The sequence below is a fragment of the Algoriphagus boritolerans DSM 17298 = JCM 18970 genome (genome assembly GCF_900108085.1).
In the GTDB taxonomy this organism is placed as follows: domain Bacteria; phylum Bacteroidota; class Bacteroidia; order Cytophagales; family Cyclobacteriaceae; genus Algoriphagus; species Algoriphagus boritolerans.
Genome location: NZ_FNVR01000001.1, coordinates 102,341 through 123,899, shown reverse-complemented (window position 1 = coordinate 123,899; position 21,559 = coordinate 102,341). Strand labels below are relative to the sequence as shown.

The 21,559-nt window shown below is 39.4% G+C and carries 19 protein-coding genes; all 19 read right to left on the bottom strand.

Annotated features, from left to right (window positions below):
* Window positions 1-14: 14 nt before the first annotated feature.
* A complete protein-coding gene (locus tag C4S61_RS00530; RefSeq protein ID WP_103922845.1) occupies window positions 15-1,103 on the bottom strand; it encodes a DUF1972 domain-containing protein in 1,089 nt (362 codons plus the stop codon).
* Window positions 1,096-2,685: a DUF4091 domain-containing protein gene (locus tag C4S61_RS00525; RefSeq protein ID WP_103922844.1), complete on the bottom strand. Its 1,590-nt coding sequence runs from the start codon at window positions 2,683-2,685 to the stop codon at window positions 1,096-1,098. The genes C4S61_RS00530 and C4S61_RS00525 overlap by 8 nt, the downstream gene beginning before the upstream one ends.
* Window positions 2,682-3,755, bottom strand: a complete 1,074-nt coding sequence (locus tag C4S61_RS00520) for a glycosyltransferase family 4 protein (RefSeq protein WP_103922843.1) — start codon at window positions 3,753-3,755, stop codon at window positions 2,682-2,684. The genes C4S61_RS00525 and C4S61_RS00520 overlap by 4 nt, the downstream gene beginning before the upstream one ends.
* A complete protein-coding gene (locus C4S61_RS00515; RefSeq protein ID WP_146064319.1) occupies window positions 3,718-4,839 on the bottom strand; it encodes a hypothetical protein in 1,122 nt (373 codons plus the stop codon). Before C4S61_RS00515 ends, C4S61_RS00520 begins: the two co-directional genes overlap by 38 nt.
* A gap of 34 nt (window positions 4,840-4,873) precedes the next feature.
* A complete protein-coding gene (locus C4S61_RS00510; RefSeq protein ID WP_103923142.1) occupies window positions 4,874-6,157 on the bottom strand; it encodes a glycosyltransferase family protein in 1,284 nt (427 codons plus the stop codon).
* A gap of 4 nt (window positions 6,158-6,161) precedes the next feature.
* Window positions 6,162-7,373, bottom strand: coding sequence for a glycosyltransferase (locus C4S61_RS00505; protein WP_160111182.1), 1,212 nt, complete (start codon window positions 7,371-7,373; stop codon window positions 6,162-6,164).
* A 35-nt stretch (window positions 7,374-7,408) separates the two neighbouring features.
* Entirely contained in the window at window positions 7,409-8,497 is a 1,089-nt protein-coding gene (locus C4S61_RS00500) for a glycosyltransferase (protein ID WP_103922840.1), read from the bottom strand.
* Window positions 8,498-8,507: 10 nt separating this feature from the next.
* Window positions 8,508-9,938, bottom strand: coding sequence for an oligosaccharide flippase family protein (locus tag C4S61_RS00495; RefSeq protein WP_103922839.1), 1,431 nt, complete (start codon window positions 9,936-9,938; stop codon window positions 8,508-8,510).
* Window positions 9,939-9,944: 6 nt separating this feature from the next.
* Window positions 9,945-11,273: a glycosyltransferase gene (locus C4S61_RS00490; RefSeq protein ID WP_103922838.1), complete on the bottom strand. Its 1,329-nt coding sequence runs from the start codon at window positions 11,271-11,273 to the stop codon at window positions 9,945-9,947.
* A gap of 75 nt (window positions 11,274-11,348) precedes the next feature.
* Window positions 11,349-11,900 carry an acyltransferase gene (locus C4S61_RS00485; RefSeq protein ID WP_200820513.1) on the bottom strand — a complete coding sequence of 184 codons (552 nt, stop codon included), beginning with the start codon at window positions 11,898-11,900 and terminating at the stop codon, window positions 11,349-11,351.
* Entirely contained in the window at window positions 11,875-13,776 is a 1,902-nt protein-coding gene (gene asnB, locus C4S61_RS00480) for an asparagine synthase (glutamine-hydrolyzing) (RefSeq protein ID WP_103922837.1), read from the bottom strand. The genes C4S61_RS00485 and asnB overlap by 26 nt, the downstream gene beginning before the upstream one ends.
* The gene (locus tag C4S61_RS00475; RefSeq protein ID WP_103922836.1) at window positions 13,777-14,913 is read right to left on the bottom strand and encodes a hypothetical protein; all 1,137 of its coding nucleotides are present in this window, start codon (window positions 14,911-14,913) and stop codon (window positions 13,777-13,779) included. It abuts the gene before it with no gap.
* Entirely contained in the window at window positions 14,910-16,058 is a 1,149-nt protein-coding gene (locus C4S61_RS00470; protein WP_103922835.1) for a DegT/DnrJ/EryC1/StrS family aminotransferase, read from the bottom strand. The genes C4S61_RS00475 and C4S61_RS00470 overlap by 4 nt, the downstream gene beginning before the upstream one ends.
* A gap of 34 nt (window positions 16,059-16,092) precedes the next feature.
* Entirely contained in the window at window positions 16,093-17,079 is a 987-nt protein-coding gene (locus C4S61_RS00465; RefSeq protein ID WP_103922834.1) for an NAD-dependent epimerase/dehydratase family protein, read from the bottom strand.
* A 15-nt stretch (window positions 17,080-17,094) separates the two neighbouring features.
* Window positions 17,095-18,060 carry a Gfo/Idh/MocA family protein gene (locus C4S61_RS00460; protein ID WP_103922833.1) on the bottom strand — a complete coding sequence of 322 codons (966 nt, stop codon included), beginning with the start codon at window positions 18,058-18,060 and terminating at the stop codon, window positions 17,095-17,097.
* A 62-nt stretch (window positions 18,061-18,122) separates the two neighbouring features.
* On the bottom strand, window positions 18,123-18,698 hold the full coding sequence (locus C4S61_RS00455; RefSeq protein ID WP_103922832.1) for an acyltransferase: 576 nt from the start codon (window positions 18,696-18,698) through the stop codon (window positions 18,123-18,125).
* Window positions 18,695-19,825 (bottom strand): DegT/DnrJ/EryC1/StrS family aminotransferase, encoded by a 1,131-nt coding sequence (locus C4S61_RS00450; protein ID WP_103922831.1) that lies wholly within the window; start codon window positions 19,823-19,825, stop codon window positions 18,695-18,697. Before C4S61_RS00450 ends, C4S61_RS00455 begins: the two co-directional genes overlap by 4 nt.
* On the bottom strand, window positions 19,822-20,934 hold the full coding sequence (locus tag C4S61_RS00445) for a GNVR domain-containing protein (RefSeq protein WP_103922830.1): 1,113 nt from the start codon (window positions 20,932-20,934) through the stop codon (window positions 19,822-19,824). The genes C4S61_RS00450 and C4S61_RS00445 overlap by 4 nt, the downstream gene beginning before the upstream one ends.
* 11 nt (window positions 20,935-20,945) lie before the next feature.
* The gene (locus tag C4S61_RS00440; protein WP_103922829.1) at window positions 20,946-21,557 is read right to left on the bottom strand and encodes an acetyltransferase; all 612 of its coding nucleotides are present in this window, start codon (window positions 21,555-21,557) and stop codon (window positions 20,946-20,948) included.
* Window positions 21,558-21,559: the final 2 nt, after the last annotated feature.

The following is a 21,559-nucleotide window of genomic DNA, read 5'->3' as shown; positions in this document are numbered from 1 at the left end:
GCTTTGAATCCAGATCAAAGGGATTGGAACATCTTCACATATTTTTTTGTAATCGCTCTCCAGGAATAATTTTTCTTAGCGAGCTTAGAGAGGTCCCCTATCATCTCCTCTCTGTCCAATTCCCTGATTTGAAAAAGTAAACTCTTTAATTCCTTGAAACTATCAAAGTACAACGCTCTACCAAAAGTCGTTTCTCGATTGTAGTTAACTCCGTAGGCAATCACAGGTAGTCCAAGATACATCGCTTCTACAAGGGATGGATTTGTTCCACCGGCACTATGTCCATGCAGGTAAAAAAAGCAATTGGACCGAAGGACATTCAATTCCTCCATCTCATAGATCGGATTGTAAAGAATAATATTTTGGACTTTGGAATATTTATGATAGAGATTCATGCCATAGTCATTCGCGTTCCAGTTTCCAACTACCACATAAGGCATGCCTATCTCACATTCTTTAAATGCCATGAGTTGCATTTCCACATTATTTTCCGGTTCGATCCTACACACTGTAAAAATGTAGGGGCTTCCTAAAAAAGAAAATTTCTTTTTGTAGGCATCCGGCTCGACTGGGGACACGTGGTCTGCTCCATAAGCAATAAGGAAGGAAGGTTTTTGGTATTCTTTGGTGATATAATTCTGGATATGTTTATTGTCAGCGATGACACCATGAGAATATCGCACCGCAAGCCCTTCGGAAAATTTGAGAAACTTCTTTGCAAACCATCCCCATTTGTCCCGCTTCCACTCTAAGCCATCAATATGTGTGACAATTTTGGCAGAGGTGAAAGGTCTGAGAAAAGGCAGCATCACAGCACCCGATACACCAAGTAAGAGAATGTAGTCCTGACTTTTGTAGGATTTCAGAAGGGATACCGAATCATAAATTATGCTCTGCACACCATTTGCCTTTTTGTTAATATAGATCAGTTTAGCTCCTTTATAGCTTTCCACTTTTTCCGGATAGGATCTGCTTTCGCAAAAAACCGTGACATCGAAAAATTTAGGCAAAAGATCCAACAAATTGTCCACAAGGGTTTCAAATCCTCCGTAGTTTGCAGGAACTCCCACGATTCCGAGAATAGCAAGTTTTTTCTTAATCATTTAAATACATCTTCATGGCCTCCATTGCCTGAAATCTTTCCTTTTCGACATTAATTAAAAAATAACGCCCCAAGGACTGCTTGATTGCGCTTGGATTTTTGACCTGCGAAATTAATCGAAATTTTCCGATCTGCTCTATCGCATCCTGAAATACCAGGTATCTTACCGAAAGTTCGCCGTCAGGATATACAAAGTGCGCATCCCCAGAAGGAACATCAGAATAAATCCCTGAGGTTTTTATTTGCTTTGACCAAAGATTATATGCCCAATGCAGAATTCCCTGATACCCCCTGACATCTGCCAAATGGGCCAAGAAATAAATATCTCTGAGATCTGATGTCATCAGTGAATTAGGCTGATTTGCCTGCTCAAAGCATGAGGTGTACATCAGGGTGCGTCCATTGATGGCTACGCGGGAGGAAAACCGAGCCTCATCCAAACTCACATTGACTGGAAGCGCATACTCCTCCATTTGCCTTGCAAGTGCTGAGTTCAATCTACCTGCATATGAATATTGAAACCCGGGAGCTATCTCATCGATCCAATTTTTCAAAGTGATGGTTAGACTTGGATCCCGTTCATCTATGACCCAGAAGGTTTTTGATTTCCAGTTATTATCCTCTAAAAATCTGGAAGTCGCCTGAATCAGAGGTTTGAAAAAAGCACGAAAAGCTTCCGAATTAGGACCTGCATTGATGGTTTTGATTTGGTTGGTCTTTTCGTCAAAGAAATAAAAATTCTTATTCCAAGGAAACAGATTATGAATGGAAATCTGTTTGAGTAGACCTGCTTTCTCAGCTCTGGTAATGTAGTTTTCTAAGTTGGAAAAATCGTAGCTGTAGGAATTATCCTCCTTTCGAGTCACTTGGATCATCATTTCATCCAAGGGTCTGATTTTCGTGTTGTAAAGATCCCAAAATATAGAAACGGTCAGCGACCTTTGGTTTATCCCACGAAGAGATTGAAACATTTCATCCATCCTGAGCCAATGTGCCTCGGTCCATGGCTTCACCCCATAATAATCTGCCACACTGATCGGGAATTGCCAAAAATCCATTTCAAACGCCACCTCTTCCACCAATGGAGCTACGCGTTCGAGGACTTTGACGATTCCTTTTAGCTGGATAGATTTTTCGTTTTGGCTGAAAGTGATAGCTAGGTCAAAGTCTCCTGATTTGGCCCATCTGGGGATGGTCATTTTTAATAACGCCCATTTCACAGTAGAATCCGCTTCCAGCTTGGGAGTCGATAAGGGTCTTGCCCGATCAGGAATCAAAGCCTTCTCGAAGAAGCCATTCGCTTTGGCCTGACCACATTCGCCCGCTGAAAAATCTGCCCAAACCGAATGAATCTCAAACCAATCCATCTTAGGCTGAAGACCGGGAATCGAAATCTGAATGTCAACAGCAGCAACACTTAAAGATTCAAATCGGATTGGGATCAAAAGGCTTTCCTGCCGCCAGCCGGAAAATATTCCTAATGAAGTCTCTGGAGCATAGAGCTTTTCAAGCTTGATAAATTCAGCTTTTTGACCCAAAGTAGGAAAGGATAAAAGCAAAAAGTAAAGAAAGATCCATCTCATGCGGTTAAAATTTCAAGTACTTTTCGTTCGAATTCAGGAAGTGAATATTCCTTGGACTTTATTAGAGCCCCTCTGCTGAGTCTTTCCCAAAGAAACTGATTTTGAGCGAGCTCCAATACTTTATTTGCCATCAAGTCGGGATCGGTATAGTCAATTTTGTAGCCATTTAGATCCTCCTCGACGAGTTCAGCTACACCACCTTGGGTAGGTACTATAGCTGGAATACCAAAACAAAACCCCTCTAAAACTGTCATCCCAAATGTCTCGAGCCATTTATCAGGATGTGCAAGATTAAGGAGTAGCTGAGACCTTTGATAGAATGAAATGACATCCTCCTGCACTGGGAAAATTTCAATATTCGGGCCAACATCCAGCGTACCCTGCCATTTCTCTACCTCCTCGGCAGGATCACTCAGGACCAACATGAAATGAATATTAGAAAGTCTATTGGCCAGATTTACAAATTCCTGAGTTCCCTTATACGGTCTTAGAGAAGCTAGCATCAGTACAGTAAAATTCCCGGGAAACCAATCAACTGGATTTGCTTGTTCAGAAATTCTGGAATTCACCGCATTGGGAATAAGGCTGATCGACCTACCTCCCAATTTTGGATTTCCCGCCAAAAATCCTGAAACCACTATTTTTTCGCTACTGAAGTTCCTGACAATCCAGAATAAAAATTTATCCAAAACCGCTGGGCTGACTTTATTTTCATGTACGTGAGTGATTACTCTTTTGCCCATCATCCTACCAGCCAGGATTGCTGAAAAAGGTAAGATCGTATTTGTGTAAAAGGTAGACTTCTCCAGCAAATGCCTAAAAATCACCATCCCAAGAATAAACTGACTGAAAAAAAAAGTAAAAAGCGTAATCCAGCGCTTCGAAGATCTTCTGTAATAATTTGGCCGATAAACTACACCGGGAATTGCTGTAAGAAAGCCTCGTGAAGAACTGGTATAGAGTTGAACTTCAAAGCCGTCTTTTACAGCAGTCTCGATCACATTTCTGAGGATCTGTGGACTGCCTGTGAAATTATTCAACAGGTGAAAGAAGATGAGCTTTTTTTTCAATTCTTGGATAGCTGTTGAAAATCAGGATAAAAACTGACAAGAGAATATAAATCGTAGTGGAATAAAACTCGTGGGTGAACTGCTGGGCAACGATGAAAATGTAAAACAGCATCGCCGCGTAAAAGAACTTCTCTTTCATCCAAAACAGAAAAGAAAATACAAATACGGATACGAGATAGAAGAAATATCCAACAAACCCATAAGTATATAGCAAAACAGAAGTTCCATTTTCGATATATCCTGTACGGTAATAAGTACCTCTTGCAATACTTTCATCGACCATGTTATTCCCATGTCCAATGAGGTAACCCAGCCAATCAGTTTGCTCAAAAAATGCAATTCGGAAAGCTTCCAGTAAATCCGACCTCGAAGTCAGTGTGTTGAGATTAAAAATCAATTTGTTGATGAATTCGAAGAAATAAACCACAAAGGCCAGGCCTGCAATAACACTTAACCAAAAGATTCTCTTGTGCTTAAAAAATAAAATTATGTAGTAGATCAGCAGGCTATTTCTGTTGAATGTCAAAACCAGCCCCAATAGAACGATTATATAGGCCAATTGATCTACAAAACCTGCTTTTGAATCGTCTTTTTTCCAATAATAAATCAAAAACCACCCAATGATGAGTGTACCAAAAGTCTGGACTGTTGTAGTGAACCCTTTTGCCGCATGCAAAAATGGTAAGCCTTTATCATACATCGGATGGACAAAGGAGTTCATCCCAAAAATATAGCTGGAAATGACGAAGAAAATTCCCAAAGAGATGTGAATAAATAAGGCCCAATAGATCAAATTCAAAAAACTCTCCTCTTCACCAATCAAAGTCACATAGGCCAATCCTATGACAGGGAAGAAAATAATCAGGGAAGATTCGGGCAGATTTAGAAGGTAGGAAAACAAAATCAACCCAAGACTGACTATTAGGACAAAAAAGGAGTTTGTAGGTACCTTTTTTTCTAAAAAAAAAGAATGAAATAGCAATACTCCTACAAATAGAGTCATCAATGCTTTGTCAAGTTGAAAACTCACCAGCTGCGTACAGGAGGTCAAAAACAGGAATAGGATCAATCCTGCTTTAGCCAATTTGTTTAAAGACCAAACCGAAATTGAAACACTTCTATCCAATGTGTTCTGCTAATTTTTTCAATTGTTCAAATCTGGAATACCTTAAAATTGTCCTTCGGGAATTTGCTTTCATTTTTGACAGTTGTTCGACTTCCCGGTAGAGATTCTGCAATTCAAGCAGGAGTTCTTTCCCATCTGAGGAATTCATTGCAAAAAAACCCAGTCCTGATTCGGTCAAAATTTCTTCCATTAGATCCTGGTCAGTAGGACACAAAAGTACCGGCTTACCCAGGGCGATGTATTCGTAAAGCTTAGAGGAAGGAATTCCTTTCATTTTACCATAGGCAATTCCCAGAAAGACATGCGATTTTTGAAGCATTTCCAAAGCTTGGCTTCTAGGATATCGATCGGTTATTTCAACCCATGGCTTGAGATGTTCCGGTACCTTGGCCTCAATTCGCTTTTTCTCTTTTACATCAAACCCAGCTCCTAAGAAAAGTAACCGAAAGGGCTGATTCAACCTGTGACAGCGATCCAAAACTTCCAAAATCATGCTAATGTCCTGGGAGGGATAAAGCACCCCACTGTAAGTGACTGTAAATTGATCGTATGGTCCTACCTCGGGTAAGTCCAGCAAACTTTCCTCAAATCCATTTTGGATGGTAATACCCGGCTTATTCAAAAAATCACAAATTCTTTTGGTGTAGGGTTCGGATACCGAAATGATCGAATCGGCCGTTCCTACCCACTTTTTTTCAAAGTTAGATTCCAATTTGGCAACCCACTTTCGGACACCGCTTCCTCCTTTTTCCATTTGGAGTTCGTTGGTACTCCAATCATCTCGGTAGTCAGCCATCCAGGAAATTCCAAATCTCCTATGAAGTGAAAACCCCAATCTGAAGAGATAAAAAGGCTCACCAGAAATGATCATTTTGTCGAAATGTTGATTTCTAAGCAAACCCTTTAGATAAGGCAGATAATTGGCAAAAGAGGTAAAATGCAGTGAAAACCCAACAAAAACGACATCAAGTAGCCTTATTGATAAAAATAGCGGTCGTAACCAAGTCTCCCCAAAATGGAGGTATGACCAATCCAGCATTCCTGGTCTGAAAGGCAAATAATGAACCTCATGTGTTGGAAATTTCTCAATCTTCACCTCATTACCAAAGGGCAATTTGGTGTCATGATGCATTCGGATCTCAGGATTCCAAACTCTCGTGACCACTACAGGATAGTAACCCAGTTTATGAAAATTTTGAGCCCAATAGGTGATTCTCTGGGCTGGGGTAAGAGTGCATGGCTGAAAATAGTGTGAAAGAAGTAAAATCTTTTTCAAAGAATCAGAATTGGGTATCTTCTGGCGATTCATTCAATTTTTGGAAAAAGCCGGAATGATTGACCTCAGCGTTGAAATTCAATTCCCAAAACCTTCTGACTCCCAGACGAAAAGCCGATTCCCGAGTTTTCCCTGACTTGATCCAGTGATCAAAAACCGCCACAAGTTCTTTCACCGTCAGCCCATTTTCCACTAGGCATCCTGTATCCTCCACCACAATTTCTCCGATTCCTCCTACCCGATTGGCGAATACCGGAATCCCAAAAGAAATCGCCTCCATCATAGACACCGGGACACCTTCCGAAATACTCAAATTAATCAAGGCATCTACAAAATTGCTTGAATAAAAGTCCATCAGCGCCTCATTGGCAACTTTCCCCTTCCAAACCACTTCGAGTCCAAGTCTTCCATCTCCAAGGGTTTTCAATAGCTGATCAAAAGGTTCCTTTTCTCCTCCAAAATGAATCCAACGGATTGGTAATTCAGATTTGAGCATCAACTGAGCAATCAGGTCGACCCGTTTGAGTGGAATAGTGGAAGAACAGGAGACGATTTGGTAAAACTGATCTTCTGTAGAAAGAGGACCAATTCCAAAATCCTCTGAACCCAATCTTGCCAGCTTTACTTTTCTCTGATATTCAGGGTAATTCCTTCCAATATATTCTTCACCATGAGCAGAAATCGGCCAAATAGCAGCTGCTCCTTCATAAATACTCTTTCGAAAGGCAATCTGGCCAGTGGAGCTCCTTTCATCGTAAAGGTCGCCTCCATGCGTCCTCACCACATACGTGATCTGAGGATACCTCAACTTTAAAAGCGAAAGTGCAAAAGCATTGGTATCCACCCAATAAGAATAAAAAGTCAAATTTTCCTCCTTTTTCAAAAAGGCCTCCAACTCATTTCTGATCTGCAGCGCAAATGGGATGTGATAAGCCCAATACTTCAAGAGACCTAAGTTCCACACGCCATTTTTCAACTGCCCCCTCACTAGAGGAAGAAACTCCAGAAGATGTTTTACTATAAGAAAAGCTACTTCTACTGGGTTTTCGGGGTTTTTTATTTTGTGAACCAAGACATTTTTAGGCGTAGCACGCTGTATGGAGAAATCTCTAACCGCGGTAGGAATCAAAATAATCCGATCAAATTCCCGATTCAATCGCTTCAATTCAGGGACCAAAAATTCCTCTCCCGATTCGAAGGGGAATTTCTGAGTCAAAAGAAGAAGTGTTGATTGGGGAAGCATTGTCAGAATTACTTCAATATCTGAGCGATTTTCACTGAAAAATCGAGGTGCTGCACAGCGTAAGCTCTTATCTCGGAAGGAGAAAAATTGATTTGTTCAGGTTTGAAGTTTTTAAAAAATTGAATCAAATCCATTATGGACTCTTCATTCGAAAGCTGGATTCTAAATTTGGCATCCTTTCCAAAATCAGGATCCTCTCCCACCGTAATGAACGGAATACCTACCGCGCAATATTCTCTGGATTTAAGTTCAGAAGCGGTATTCAGTTTCTTACGAAATAATCCCAGCGAACCAACCCCGAGATGTGCAGTAGAATACTGTGAATAAAGTGACTCTCCCTTCAAAAAACCTAAAAATTGAACGTATTTGATTAGGTTTAATTCCTCTACCTGTGATTTCAACTGATCGAAAACAGCTCCTTTCCCTACTATTTTCAGATAAATCTTCAGTTGTTGGTCACATGAATTCACAATAGAAATAGCAGAAATCAATCTGTCTAAACCATGCCAATAATTTAATGATGCTACACAAATAAGATCGAGCCTATCCCCGGTCCATTTGGGCACTTTAGGCCTCACAGGTAAAGCACTTACTTCTATACCGTTACCAATCAACTTAGTCTTAGACCGATTTCCCAATAAAAACCAAGCACTTTCATTGGAGTACTGTAATACACCAGAAGTAAACCAATAAGGAATAGGTCCGAAGACTGTGAGATAAAATAAGGATTTTAATTTACCTAATACGCCTTGATTACCATTAGCTATTTCATGGATAGCCACTCGATTTGGAGTAGGAACATCTATTATTATTCGTTTACCTTGTATTCTAGCAAGAATAAAAGCGTAAATTAAATAAAAATTATATTGGCAAAGACTTCTTATTATTAAATTTTTCTCCTTTGAATTAATAATCATTTCAGACATTCGTCTCAAAAAACCTGGACTAAAGGTATCACACCAGATTCGACCACTAAATCCGTTTTTTTGAGCACCGGCTATTGTACCAAGAATTTTATTATATACACCAGGGCTTTGATCCTTATTTAAAATAGCTAAATAAGCCAATGTAGGGGTGTTAACAACAGCTGCTCTCAAAAGACTAAATTCAGACGGTAGTAACGATTTTTGAATTCAATTTTAGTTTGGGGAATGATATTAATCCAATTACCAAAACCAATATCAGAACCAATAAAACTTTCCAAAGTACTCCAATCCAAAATTGTTCAGGAACCCAAGGGTTTGCCAAAAAACTAACAATGGCACCAATAATTACTATTTGAAGTCCACGAGAAAAATAGAATTTAATAGGATATCTTTTTATGGAAGAATTAAAAATAATACTTGTCGCAACTATGTTAGAAAGAGTCATGGACCATGCAGCACCAACAATTCCGAAAATTGGGATTAATAGAAAAAAGAATAAAACATTCAAAATAGCACCAGAAATGACAGCGTACATGTACGGCTTATTATCCTTAGTCATATTTAAACCTAATGCACCAATATAATTTAATCCTAAAAGAAGAAAATTAAAAGCTAAGACAGGAACAACCGATTTGGAGGGATAGTAAGCTTCTCTAGTTAATATAACCAAAATTTCATAAGCAAAAATAGATATAGCTGATACAATAATGGTAGTGATGGAAATATATCCCAAAAATACCCTATTGATAAGAAGTTTAATGTCAGGGCCATCCTTTTGAGAAAAGATGAAAGGACCAATTGCCATTTGGAAAGCCCCGGTAACCAAAAGAACTCCAGTAGCCAAACTAGCTCCGACCTGAAATAAACCAACGTCTGTTTGATCCAATGAGAAATTTAAGAAATAGGAAGCTGAAGAATTAGAAACCCAATATGCAATAGAAGCTGGCACGAGTGGCAACCCAAAACTAATCATTTTTTTATGTAGCTTTCTATCGTAATTTGAAAATGAGAGCCACCCTTTCATCATAAATAAACAAAGTAAAAAGTTCAAGAATGAACTGACTAGCATTGCTAAAAAAATACCCTCAATTCCCCATTCAAAGTAAATGACAAATAGAATGGTTAACGCGATGTTTAATAAGGAAGTGGCCAAAGTTAAAGATACTGTTGTAAATGCCTTTCGTTGGAATCTCAGCCACTTTTGCAATACGCTAGTGAATGTATAAAATATCATTTGCAAGCTACCCAAGATTAAAATACCGTAATAATTAGGTGAATCAAAAAGAATAGCAGATAATGATTTCGAAAATGAAATAATAACCATTGAAAAAAAAATAGATATAGTGAGTTGAGTCCAAAACCAAGTAGCGATTGGTTTTTTCTGTTCCTCAGGATCTTTAAATTCATAAAAATATAGGGCCGAAGCACTATCCAAACCAAAAACAACAAATAACCCTAATAAAGAAAATGAAGCTATCGTGAGTGCGATAATACCATAATCACTGGGAGAAAAAACCTGAGTATATATTGGAACAAGAAAAATACTGATAAATCTGGTAATAATTGATGATATTCCGTAAATGGCGGATTCGCCAAGAAGTTTTTTAAGCATATCCGATCAAAAAGTCGACTCTGATAAATCAACTTGACTTCTTTCATTTGCAAAATTTATAAAAGCAGATTCCAAGGATTTATTGCCTTTCAATGAAAGCCCCTCTTTCCCTCTTTGCTTTATAATCTCGGAAACCAAATATTTACCTTCGGACGCTGATACCCCCGCTCCGAATACATAATTTACTTCTGAAGGATTTATATACCAATCTGGATCAATTTCTCCTGAAAAAAGTTTAGCAAACTTGGCGGATACCACTTTTGCCTCCCAATGTTCGGTTACAAATTCAAAAGCTTGTCTCCCCAATTCCAATCTATATTGCTTATTGACTATTAATTTGATAATTGAATCTTCCAACTGCATGGGTTGGCAGATCTCACTGGGCGGAAAAATATTTCTAGGCAACAACGATTTTAGCGTTTCCCATCCATATCCACCAACTATTGCGGGCTTCCCATAAAATGCTGCCTCTGTAGCAAATCCAGCCAATGGTGTATCACTGTACAATTGATCAATTACAAAATCACATTTTTGCAACTCATCAATAACAACTGAATTTGGCTTATTTATGATTTCAATATAATCTATGTTGTATCCTTTGTCCTTCAATGACTGGATAATTTCTCTAATGGCAAATGTTCCTTTGGCCTCCGGTTTGGATGGGGAGTGCAAGATCCTTACTGAGGAATCACCAGTGACATCATTATTTAACAAATGGGTTATTTTGGATTTAAAAGGCAACCCGATACAAAAATGATTAATGAAGGGTTTTTCTAGAAATTGACTGGTGAATGGAGCCGCAAGTACAAAATCAGAGTTTTGTTCAATGACCTCTAATTGAGCTTTCATCAATTGACTCATCCTACTCAGTTCACTAGGTGAATAAAAATTACCATTGGGTAATCTCTTAGCACCATTTATATAAGGAGGTCTTGATTCAGAACCATGAATAATGACTGAAATCACCTTTTTGTTTAGCTTTCTGAGAAGTTTTAAATCCTTGTTGTCGTTTAGTATTGAGGTTCCAAAACCAAATACGAAGATATCAAACTTCAATAATGCCCAAAAAAGAAAACAGTAGGATATTAAACTCCCAAATGAATAATAAAAAATTCTCGAGATCACATTTGACCGAACTTCCTTTCTTTTTAATTTAAGTCGTCGGTAAATTCGAAATAATAAAGGTGATGTTGAATTTTCTTCATTGTATTTAAAAGCATGATTGCTTAAATAAAATTCGGATACACAAATCCCATTTTCACGAAGTCCTATCGCCAGGTTATGGTAGTAACCCGCAATCTCAGTCATGCCAATAAAAACTTTTTTTTCTTTCACAGAATGCTTGGATTAAAAATTGTCACTTTAAACAGGTCAAAGCCTGTTGATCTAAGGAATAAAGAATATAAGGATTCAAATTGGTTTTGCAGGATTGCCCGCAATTTTTGAGTTTGGAGGAAATGATTGATTCACAAAGCTATTTGCCCCAACTATTGTCTTTTCGCCTAGGGTCACACCTTTGGAAACAATCACATTCGGTCCTAGGTAACAGTTATCCCCAATGCTAGTCTCTGCGTATTTATATTCAGCCTCACCACCACTAATTGCCCACTCCACCGTGTCATGGGAATAAAGTTGGACACCTGCAGATATAGAACAATAGCTTCCAATTTTCAACCCACCTGAGCCATCCAAAATCGTGTTTGGACCTATCCATGTATTTTCACCGACCACAACTTTTCCAATAACCAGACTGGAATCATAAATAGAAGAACCGATACCAAAACCCAAGGCCTTAGCTCTTTCCCATCGATCAAACAACAGTTCTGCAAATGGAAGAGACCGCTTGAATTGCGCAACGAACTCCTGATCAAAAGTTGTCTTTATATCGACTAATTTTTCATAAAGTTCTCTGAGTTCGGTTGATTTGAATTCTATTTTATCTCTGTCCATCCAGTTTTTCATTATTTAAAAAGATTCTGCACCACCATTCGAAATTCATAAAGCTCCAGATGAGCAGCCTATGGTTTATTCTGTCATTGATATGCTCATCAACAATTTTCTTGATGAAATCTTGAGAAATAAACTCGGAGGAAACGGTTTTTTTGTTCAACAGCAATTCTTTGATATAATCTGCATTTTCCCCTCTGTACCAGCTTTCGTCTGGAGCAGAAAACCCTTGCTTTTTCCTTTTGATAATTTTCTCAGGGATAAAATCCATCATTGCTTTTCTCAAAACATTTTTGCCATCATCAAATTCCTGGTACTGCTTCCGCTTATTACCGAAGACATTTTCATCTAGTTTCTTCATTTGCTCCAGGTTTCCCAATTTGTGGCGAACAGGAATTTTTTGTGCAAAATTAACCAAATCATTGTCCATAAAAGGGAATCGCTCTTCCAGTCCATTTGCCATGGAAAGCTTATCGCCTACCAATAAAAGCCCTGGAAGAAATGTCTTGCTTTCGAAATAGAGTGAGTTATTTATATGTTGTTCCGGGCTTTCATAATTTAACTTTTTGTTAAACGTAAAAACTCGCTCAAAAATTTCCCTGGGTTCTTCCGTGTTAATTTTGGAATATACATTTGGGTTAAATAAGTCTTTTTTTTGATGATCAGAGACAAGTCGCTGCCAAAATTGATAATATAAGTCAAAGTATTCTCTTTGGCTGACGGATTTAAAAATCCGGTAATATCGCCAAGGATAGCCACCAAACAATTCATCGCCTCCAGTGCCTTGGAGACAAACTTTGACAAACTTGGAAGCAAGTCTAGAAATATAATAATTGGGATAGGACATGCCCACCCTTAAGTCTTCCAAATGATACACGAGCTTAGGGAGTGACCATTTAATATCACCTGCGTTTAAAACCTGCTCATAGTGTTCGGTTTTGAAATAATTTGCCATTAACTCAGCATCCCTTCTTTCATCATAATTGGCTTCGACACCGGTGACTTCACTCATGTCAAAACCACAAGTAAAAGTAGAAAGTCGATCTACATGCCTTGAAGCAAGTGCTGTAATGGAACCTGAGTCCATTCCGCCAGACAAATACGAACCAACAGGCACATCGGATATCATCTGTTTGGCTACTGCATTTTTAAAAAGTCTCTCAGTTTCAATTTTCGCTTCTTCGAAAGACATTGTTTCGTCAGGATTTGAATAGTCATAATCCCACCAAGAATAATGCTTAACAAAGGTTGAGGTACTCGAAACTTTAACAGTATTGGCTGGAGGCAACATAATTACACCCTCAAAAAGTGTATTGTATGAGAACATATTTTGAAATGAGAAATACTCATTCAAGGCAGAAAAATTCAATTTCAATGAAAAGTCTGGATGGGCAAGTATAGCTTTTACTTCTGAAGCAAAAACTAATGTTTTTCCGGAAAACCAATAGTACAAAGGTTTAATACCATATCTATCCCTACTTAAATAAATTGTCTTTTCCTCTTTGTTCCATGCACCTACTGCAAACATTCCATCCAACCGCTCAAAAAAGGTAGGACCATAAGCCTCAAGACCTTCAACGATTACCTCTGTATCAGTAGTAGAAACAAATGAATGACCTTTAGCTTTTAGTTCTTGCTTCAATTCCAAATAATTATAGATACATCCGTTGAAGGTTATTACCCAATTGCCATTTTTGGAAGTCATGGGTTGTAATCCTTTAGTGGATGTATCCAAAATTGCTAGTCTCTTATGGGCCAGAGCAATATTTTCTTTGATAAAATAACCCTCACCATCTGGTCCACGATGGGCTAAAGAATCATTCATTCTCTGGATGTGATTTCTGGAAAATGGTTGACCATCAAGATTAAATACCCCTACTATCCCACACATTTATTTCAATTTGTTCTGTAAAAATCTATTTATCTCTTTTACCGGAAACTGATGACCTTCCTGATGGATATCTACATCAACATTTGGTAAATCATCTATTAATGAAGCAGTTAACGATTGATTTGCTTCCATTTTATAAATTCCTTTTTCCTTTAATCCATATGTAAAAAGCCAGGAGGTTTTACTTTGAGCCAATTCATCTTTCACATTCTCCGCCCTAAGCCTCTTTGATATTCCAGGAATAATAATCTGATCGTGTCCACTCCATTCAATTTTCTCATTTAACACAGAATATCCCGAAGATACGATTGCGATATCTGGTTCAGATTCCAGCGCATTAATCATCGTAGCTAATCCTCCTTGAGATAAGCCCATTATAATTGTTTGAGAGTATTTAAGCTTCAGGTATTTTTCAAATGCAATTGTCTGTATTAAATAACTCGCAGAATATGAGCCTCCATTATTTATTTGATAATTGGTAATGAAGTTATAATTTAACTTATGGCTACCATTATGGAAAGCCAAGACTCCCTCATTAGGATGAATAAAAATATAAGAATCATTATTTTTCAGTTCTGCCAAAATTTCAAAAAGACTGAAATGGTAATTATTCGGATTTTTTTTGAAAATCATGGAGGCTTGATTTAATCCACTTCCCGGTATGACCAAAGTTGAAGTTTTTGAGCCTCCTTCTTGATTAATCAAAGCATAAGCAAAAGCATCAAAGTGTTTCCCTCTGAAGTTAAAACTTACCTTTTGTATAGAAGTCGCCCCACTATCTAATGAAAGCAGCTGAGCATCAACTACTTCAATATCATCATAGATAGACTCAAAATTATCTAATTCAACAAAAATTTGGCTATTTTTTTCTTGAATACCTTCAATTGTTGTTAGAGGGCTATAAAGCAACTCAGACTCGATGATCTCATCTGTAAAAGCTAAGTCCAATAAACTTACTTCATTTCCAAGACCCGGAGGTTCTTGGGAATGTGGTAATAATAGGGCATTTACCTCTTCGAGATATTGGTAGGGAAACACCTGGAATTTACCTACACCAAGTCCCCATGAAAAAAAAACAATACTTCCGATTAAATAAACCAAACTCATCTTTAATCGGGAAAACTTGACTTTTATCATAGTTCTTTTAGAACCTGAACCACATAGTTAAAATCCTCTTCTGACATTCTATTATGCAATGGAATTGCCATAGAGAAGTCATTGGCCGCCTGTGCACCTGGAAAGTCAGATGGCTGGATTTGATATTTTTCTTTATAAAAGTTGAGCATGTGAACGGCATGGGTCCCAGGTCTGGTAGAGATTCCTCTTTCCTGCAGCAGTTCCATGATTTGATTTCTGGAAGCAGGAGCTTTGGATTCGTCCACAAAAGTGACATAAGACTGCCAGCCATGGTGGTAATCAGAACCGAAAGAAGGAGTTCTCAACCAATCCAAGTCTTTAAGCTGATCAGAATAATAGGCCGCCCATTTGGATCTTTCCTGAATGAATTGATCCAATTTTTTAATTTGAACCACACCGACAGCCCCTTGGAGGTCAGTCATTCGATAGTTATAACCCAAAAGGTTGAAATCCGGAAGGATATACGGTTTAGGCCCATGGTGGCGCTGTTCCTCTGAGATGGACGCTCCGTGATTGCGAAGCATTCCCATCAACTCTGCTAAGTGATCATCATTGGTAGTAAGCATCCCACCTTCACCGGTGGTCACGGACTTTCTGGGGTGGAATGAGAAACATCCGATGGTACCCAAAGCTCCGGCAGGAGTTCCTTTATATGCAGCACCAGCTGCACAGGCCCCATCCTCTACCAAGGGAATATTCCCTGCAATCCGCTTGATTTCATCCATGTCGGCACACAGTCCAAATAAATGGACAGGTATGATCGCTTTGGTTTTTGAGGAAATTCGCTTAGCGAGGTCTTTGGGATCAATATTAAAAGTAAATGGATCTATATCCGCGAAAACCACTTTTGCTCCGCAGTACAAGACTACGTTTGCAGTAGAAACCCAAGTAAATGCAGGAACAATGACCTCGTCACCTGGTCCTACTTCCAAAGCGACTAGAGCCAAGTGCAAAGCCGTCGTCGCACTGGTGACTGCCAAGGCGTGTTTGACTTGATGTCTTTCGGCAAAAAGCTGCTCAAACTCCCTTACTTTTGGACCGGATGTAATCCAGCCACTCATTAGCGGTTCCTTAGTTGCTTCCCATTCTTCTAATCCTGTTACAGGAAGTGAAATGGGTATATTTCTTTTTTCTACAAGACTCATTTTTCAGTAAATTCTCCTTGACCCTGACTTATTTCTAAACTTTTGCTTTGTCAACACCAGTGGCAATTCTCCAATCGATCAATTTAAGCAGACCTTCTCTTAAGGTGTATTTGTACAAAAAGCCCAGTTCTTCCTCCGCCTTTTTTCTAGAACCAATTCGATTTTGCACCAAAGCTCTGGCATCATCAGCAGAATACGGCTTGTAGGTAACCTCCAGTTTGGAATTTTTAAGCTCAAGAATCAGGTTGCAAAGCTCCCGGATGGAGGTTTGGACTTCTGTGCCAACATTGTACATTCCAAACTTCATATCACTTTTCAATGCCTGAACATTACATCTTGCGACATCCTCCACATAGATAAAATCATAAGCCTGACTTCCATCACCATTAATTACCGGAGATTCGTTGGACTCGATTTTATTTAACATAATGGGAACGACACCGGTGTAAGCGGCAGTTTGGTCTTGATGAGGACCATAGACATTCATGTAGCGTAATCCTATCACCTGAAGTCCATAGCGGTCATGAAATGCTGTAGCCATGGCTTCACCGGCAATCTTTGTTGCACCGTAAAAATTCTTATTGTTGAATGGATGAGATTCAGTCATCGGCAATTCTACGGCATCTCCGTAAACAGAGGCTGAAGAAGACCAGATTAACTTTTTGATCTTGTGCTTCACACAAGCCTCCAAGACATTAAAGGTTCCGGCAATATTTACCTCGAAGGCCGTTCTTGGATAATCTTTACAGTGAAGCAACCACATAGCCGCCAGGCAAACCACATAATCTTTTCCTTGCATGGCGGTGTCGAGAATGTCAATTTCTCTCACATCCCCACCTATTGGAAAAATGCTGCATCTAGGGTCTTTTAATTGCTCTACCAAATAATCTTTCTTTCCTCTGGCAAAGTTATCATAGACAACTACCTCAGCCACTGGCTCCTTTAAAAGTTCTGAAACGACAAAACTGCCAATAAAACCAGCCCCACCAATTACGAGGATTTTTGAATCTTTCAATTCCATTATATATGTTCTTAATTAATTTTCAAAAGGATGTTTAGCCAAATTAAGTTTGGCAAAAGGATGATATTCTCCCACCAGGCCTAGTGGCTTCATGTGTCGGATATCATGAACCAGCTGGATACTATTCATGGCTTCATCCAAGCCAAAACCATTTCCATCTAAAATATGCTGGTAACTGTGGGTATGCAACTCCGTAAACCCGTCGCTAAACTCTATCTCTTCTCCTTCCAAAGAGAGGGAACGGAAAGTTCTTCCTCCCTTGGCTTTTACCGAATCGGGTAGGGTGTCTGCATTGATACTTAAAAACCATCTCACGCGGGCCTTTTCGAGTTCCAGATATCCTGCAGCACGATCATGGGTATGAATGTGGACCTGATTGGTTTTGACTGGGCCAAAAACCCAAGTCAGCATATCGTAGAAATGTACCCCGATATTGGTCGCAATACCACCTGATTTGCTCACGTCACCTTTCCAGGAGGTGTAGTACCAATGTCCTCTGGAGGTGATGTAGGCCAAATCAATATCATAGATTTTGTCCTTCGGACCGTTTTGAATCCGCTCCTTCAAAGCAATAATAGATGGATGAAGTCTCAGCTGAAGAATATTGTAAACTTTTTTCCCGTGCTCTTTTTCCACCTCTTTCAACGCATCAATATTCCAAGGATTCAATACCAAAGGCTTCTCACAGATCACATTTGCTCCTACTCTGAGTCCGAATCGAATGTGAGAATCATGCAGGTAATTGGGGGAGCAAATACTGACGTAATCAATCTTGTTTTCAGTTCGCTTCAACTTTTCCACATGGCGGTCAAAACGTTCGAATTCGGTAAAAAAATCAGCGTCAGGAAAATAACTATCCATTACACCAACACTGTCAAATTTGTCAAAGGCAGCCAACAGTCTATTTCCGGTGTCTTTTATTGCCTTCATGTGTCGTGGAGCGATATAGCCTGCAGCGCCTATTAGTGCGAAATTTTTCATTATTTAGTTAGTTGAAATTCAACTGAAGGGATTTTTTTCTACTTCAAAAAACCTTCGTTTAATTAATTGATTTTGGACACTGTTCCGCTTTTGAGTTGATATTTTTCTCCTGACTCCGGACAAGTAGCAAACCCTTCCTGATCAAATACCAATTTATGTCCGTACTCACTCATCCAGCCGATTTGACGGGAAGGATTACCCACCACCAGTGCATAGGAAGGGATCGTTTTGGTCACCACTGCTCCAGCACCGATAAAAGCATACTCCCCAATATCATGTCCGCATACAATCGTCGCGTTGGCTCCAATAGACGCACCTCTACCGACATGCGTCTTTGAATATTGACCACGTCTATTTACTGCACTTCTTGGATTGATCACGTTGGTGAAAACCATAGACGGTCCCAAAAAAACATCATCATCGCAAGTGACTCCGGTATAAATGGACACGTTGTTTTGAACTTTCACATTTTTACCCAAAACCACTTCGGGAGAAATCACCACATTTTGGCCTATGTTGCAGTTTTCACCAAGCTTGCAGTTGGGCATTATATGGGAAAAGTGCCAGATTTTGGTTCCTTTTCCGATTTCACAGCCTTCATCGATGATGGCTGTTTCGTGAGAATAATATTCTTTCATTGTCTGAAAAAACTCTTTATTGTTTCAATGATATAGTCCTGTTGGTCTTTTTCCATTTCGGTATGAATGGGAAGGGACAGAACTTTCTTACAAAGTGATTCCGCCACAGGAAAATCACCTTCCTGATTTCCATATTGCACATAGGCCTGCTGAAGGTGAAGGGGAACGGGATAATAAACCATCGTGGGCACTCCTTTTTCCTGAAGGTAATTTTTCAATTCCTCCCGGGCGTAGCCTTCGACCTGAACTGTGTACTGATGGAACACATGGGTAGAATTAGCTGCTCGTTTGGGTGTTTTAATATTTGGATGATCCAAAAATGCCTGATCATATCGGTCAGCCACTTCGTTTCTGGAAGCGGAATACTTATCCAGGTGTTTGAGTTTTATTCTTAATATCGCTGCCTGAAGCGTATCCAATCTGGAATTGACACCGATTGATTCATGGTAGTATTTCTTCCTTTGGCCATGGTTGGCAATTATTCTTAGCTTTTCAGCCAACTCAGAGTCATTGGTAAACATGGCTCCTCCATCACCATAGCATCCCAGATTTTTCGAAGGAAAAAAAGAAGTTGTTCCGACAGCACCCATTGTTCCTGCCTGTGATTTTCTTCCATCAGAAAAAGTATAAACAGCACCAATTGCCTGAGCTGTATCCTCAATTACTTTCAAATCATATTTCTGTGCAAAATTCAAGATGAACTCCATATTAGAACACTGTCCAAAAAGGTGGACAGGTACTATTCCGACTACTTTTGGATTTACTACCTTTTCCAATGACTCGGGATCCAGTTCAAAGGTATCTGACAAAACATCAACGAATCTCGGCCTCAACCCCAATAACGAAATCACCTCAACAGTTGCTACATAGGTAAAGGCAGGGACAATCACTTCGGCACCTGGCTCAAAATCTAGTGCCATCATGGCAATTTGCAAGGCATCGGTTCCATTGGCACAGGGAATCACATGATTTGCACCGGTATAATGAGCTAATTCCTCGGCAAATTGTTTGACATCAGGTCCGTTGATAAAAGCCGTACTGGACAATACTTGCTGGATGGCATGATCGACCTCTGATTTGATACAGTCATACTGAGTACGGAGATCAACCATTTGAATAGATTTCATTTATTGCTAAAGTTGATTTGGCTTGTTAAAATTTTATACAGATTAAAAAGGACTCCCATGAATAGCCCAAGGAAAATAGAGAAAATAAGTATCAGCGGTTTGTTGGGTTTTGATGGACCGATCGGTATGGCGGCTTTTTCTAAAACTGTGAAAATAGGTGTCTCTTTTTTAAGCTGAATGGCTGCCTGCTCCAATTCCTGCTTGAGGGAGTTGTAGACGTTGTATGCAATGCTGAATTCAAACTGAAGTTGCTCTTCGCGTGTCCTCGCCCGCTGTGATACCAGACCTTGATTGGAATCCCTAAATGACGCAAGTTTCATTTGAGCTTCATTGAATTTCTGCTCCATCTCCATAACCCGCTCTTCGATGAATTCTATATTCTTTCGCTGCCTACCTACTTTGTATTCAGTCACATAAGCGATTAATCGCTCCAACACCATTGAGTTGACTTGTGCAGCGATCAAAGGTTCAGGCATGGAAACATTCAGGCGAATCAGTTTTCCTTTTTGCTCAATAAGAATTCTTTTTTTTAGTTCACCAATTGCAAATAACTCCTGGCTAGTCAAACGCAAAAAATCATCTTGTAAATCAACCGCATCGGCTAAATTAGAAGGTAGGGGATCAGGTTTTGCAAACCATCCCGACACCATTGCGGGTAAATTAATGATGAAATTAAGAGTTTTCTTTACAATGTTTGAGGGTCTTTCTTGATGATAATATTCACCCAAAGTTTGGACTTGACCTGCTTTGGACTCAAACCTAAATTCCTCTTTTGAAATTTCTCTCAGAAAATCTCTGCTATGGATCACATCAGGAAAAATCTCAGAGGTCAAGGCCATTTGATCCGGTTGAAGCTGGGACATGTTAATACCGGCTAATCCAGCCAATGCCCCCATTTGTCCTAATGAACTTCCCCCTCCCTCTGATTCCAGTAGAATATAGGAGGAGGATTGGTATTCTTTAGGTGTAGTAAAAGCAATCAAAATTCCCAGAAACAAACCTATTGCACCAAAAGTCAACAGATTCCTTTTTTTACGGAAAATCGACTGGATCAATGCCAGGTAATTCATAGTTTCAGAAGATAGATTACCGGTTGAGTTAATAGACATGGCGACTCTAATTATTTAATTGGTGCTGCCGGAACCCCGATGATAGTTTGATTATCCTCCACGTTTTTTGTCACCACAGCTCCGGCTCCAACTACGACGAAATCGCCGATATGAACACCCGGAAGTAGAACAGCTCCGGCACCGACTCTGCATTTTTTACCAATCTTAACCTGTCCCAAAATCAAAGCTCCGGGCCCTATTTCTGTGAAATCACCAATTTCGGCCTCGTGATGAACATTTGCACGGGTATTTATTAAAACGGCTTTTCCAATTTTTGTATTTGGACCCACAAATGAAAAGGCCATGGCATCGAACAAGCCCTCAGCTGAGTTACTTATCTGAGCAGTTTCGGAATGAACCGGAAAATATTTACCCTCATTTGCTTCAAAGTTGTTGATGAATTTTTCCCGGTACTCGGGTCTACCCACACCTAAAGCAAACGAGGGATTATATTGAAACCTAAAACTCAAAGAACTCAGATCCTGAATCAAAGGGTAGGATTTTAAGGGCGAATTGTCCTTGTAATCTGCATCATCAAAAAACTCAAAAAGAAGAGAAGGATTTTGCCTTTCCAATTCGTCTTTTATTTCCTGTGCATGACCTCCTGCTCCTGCTATCAGCATAG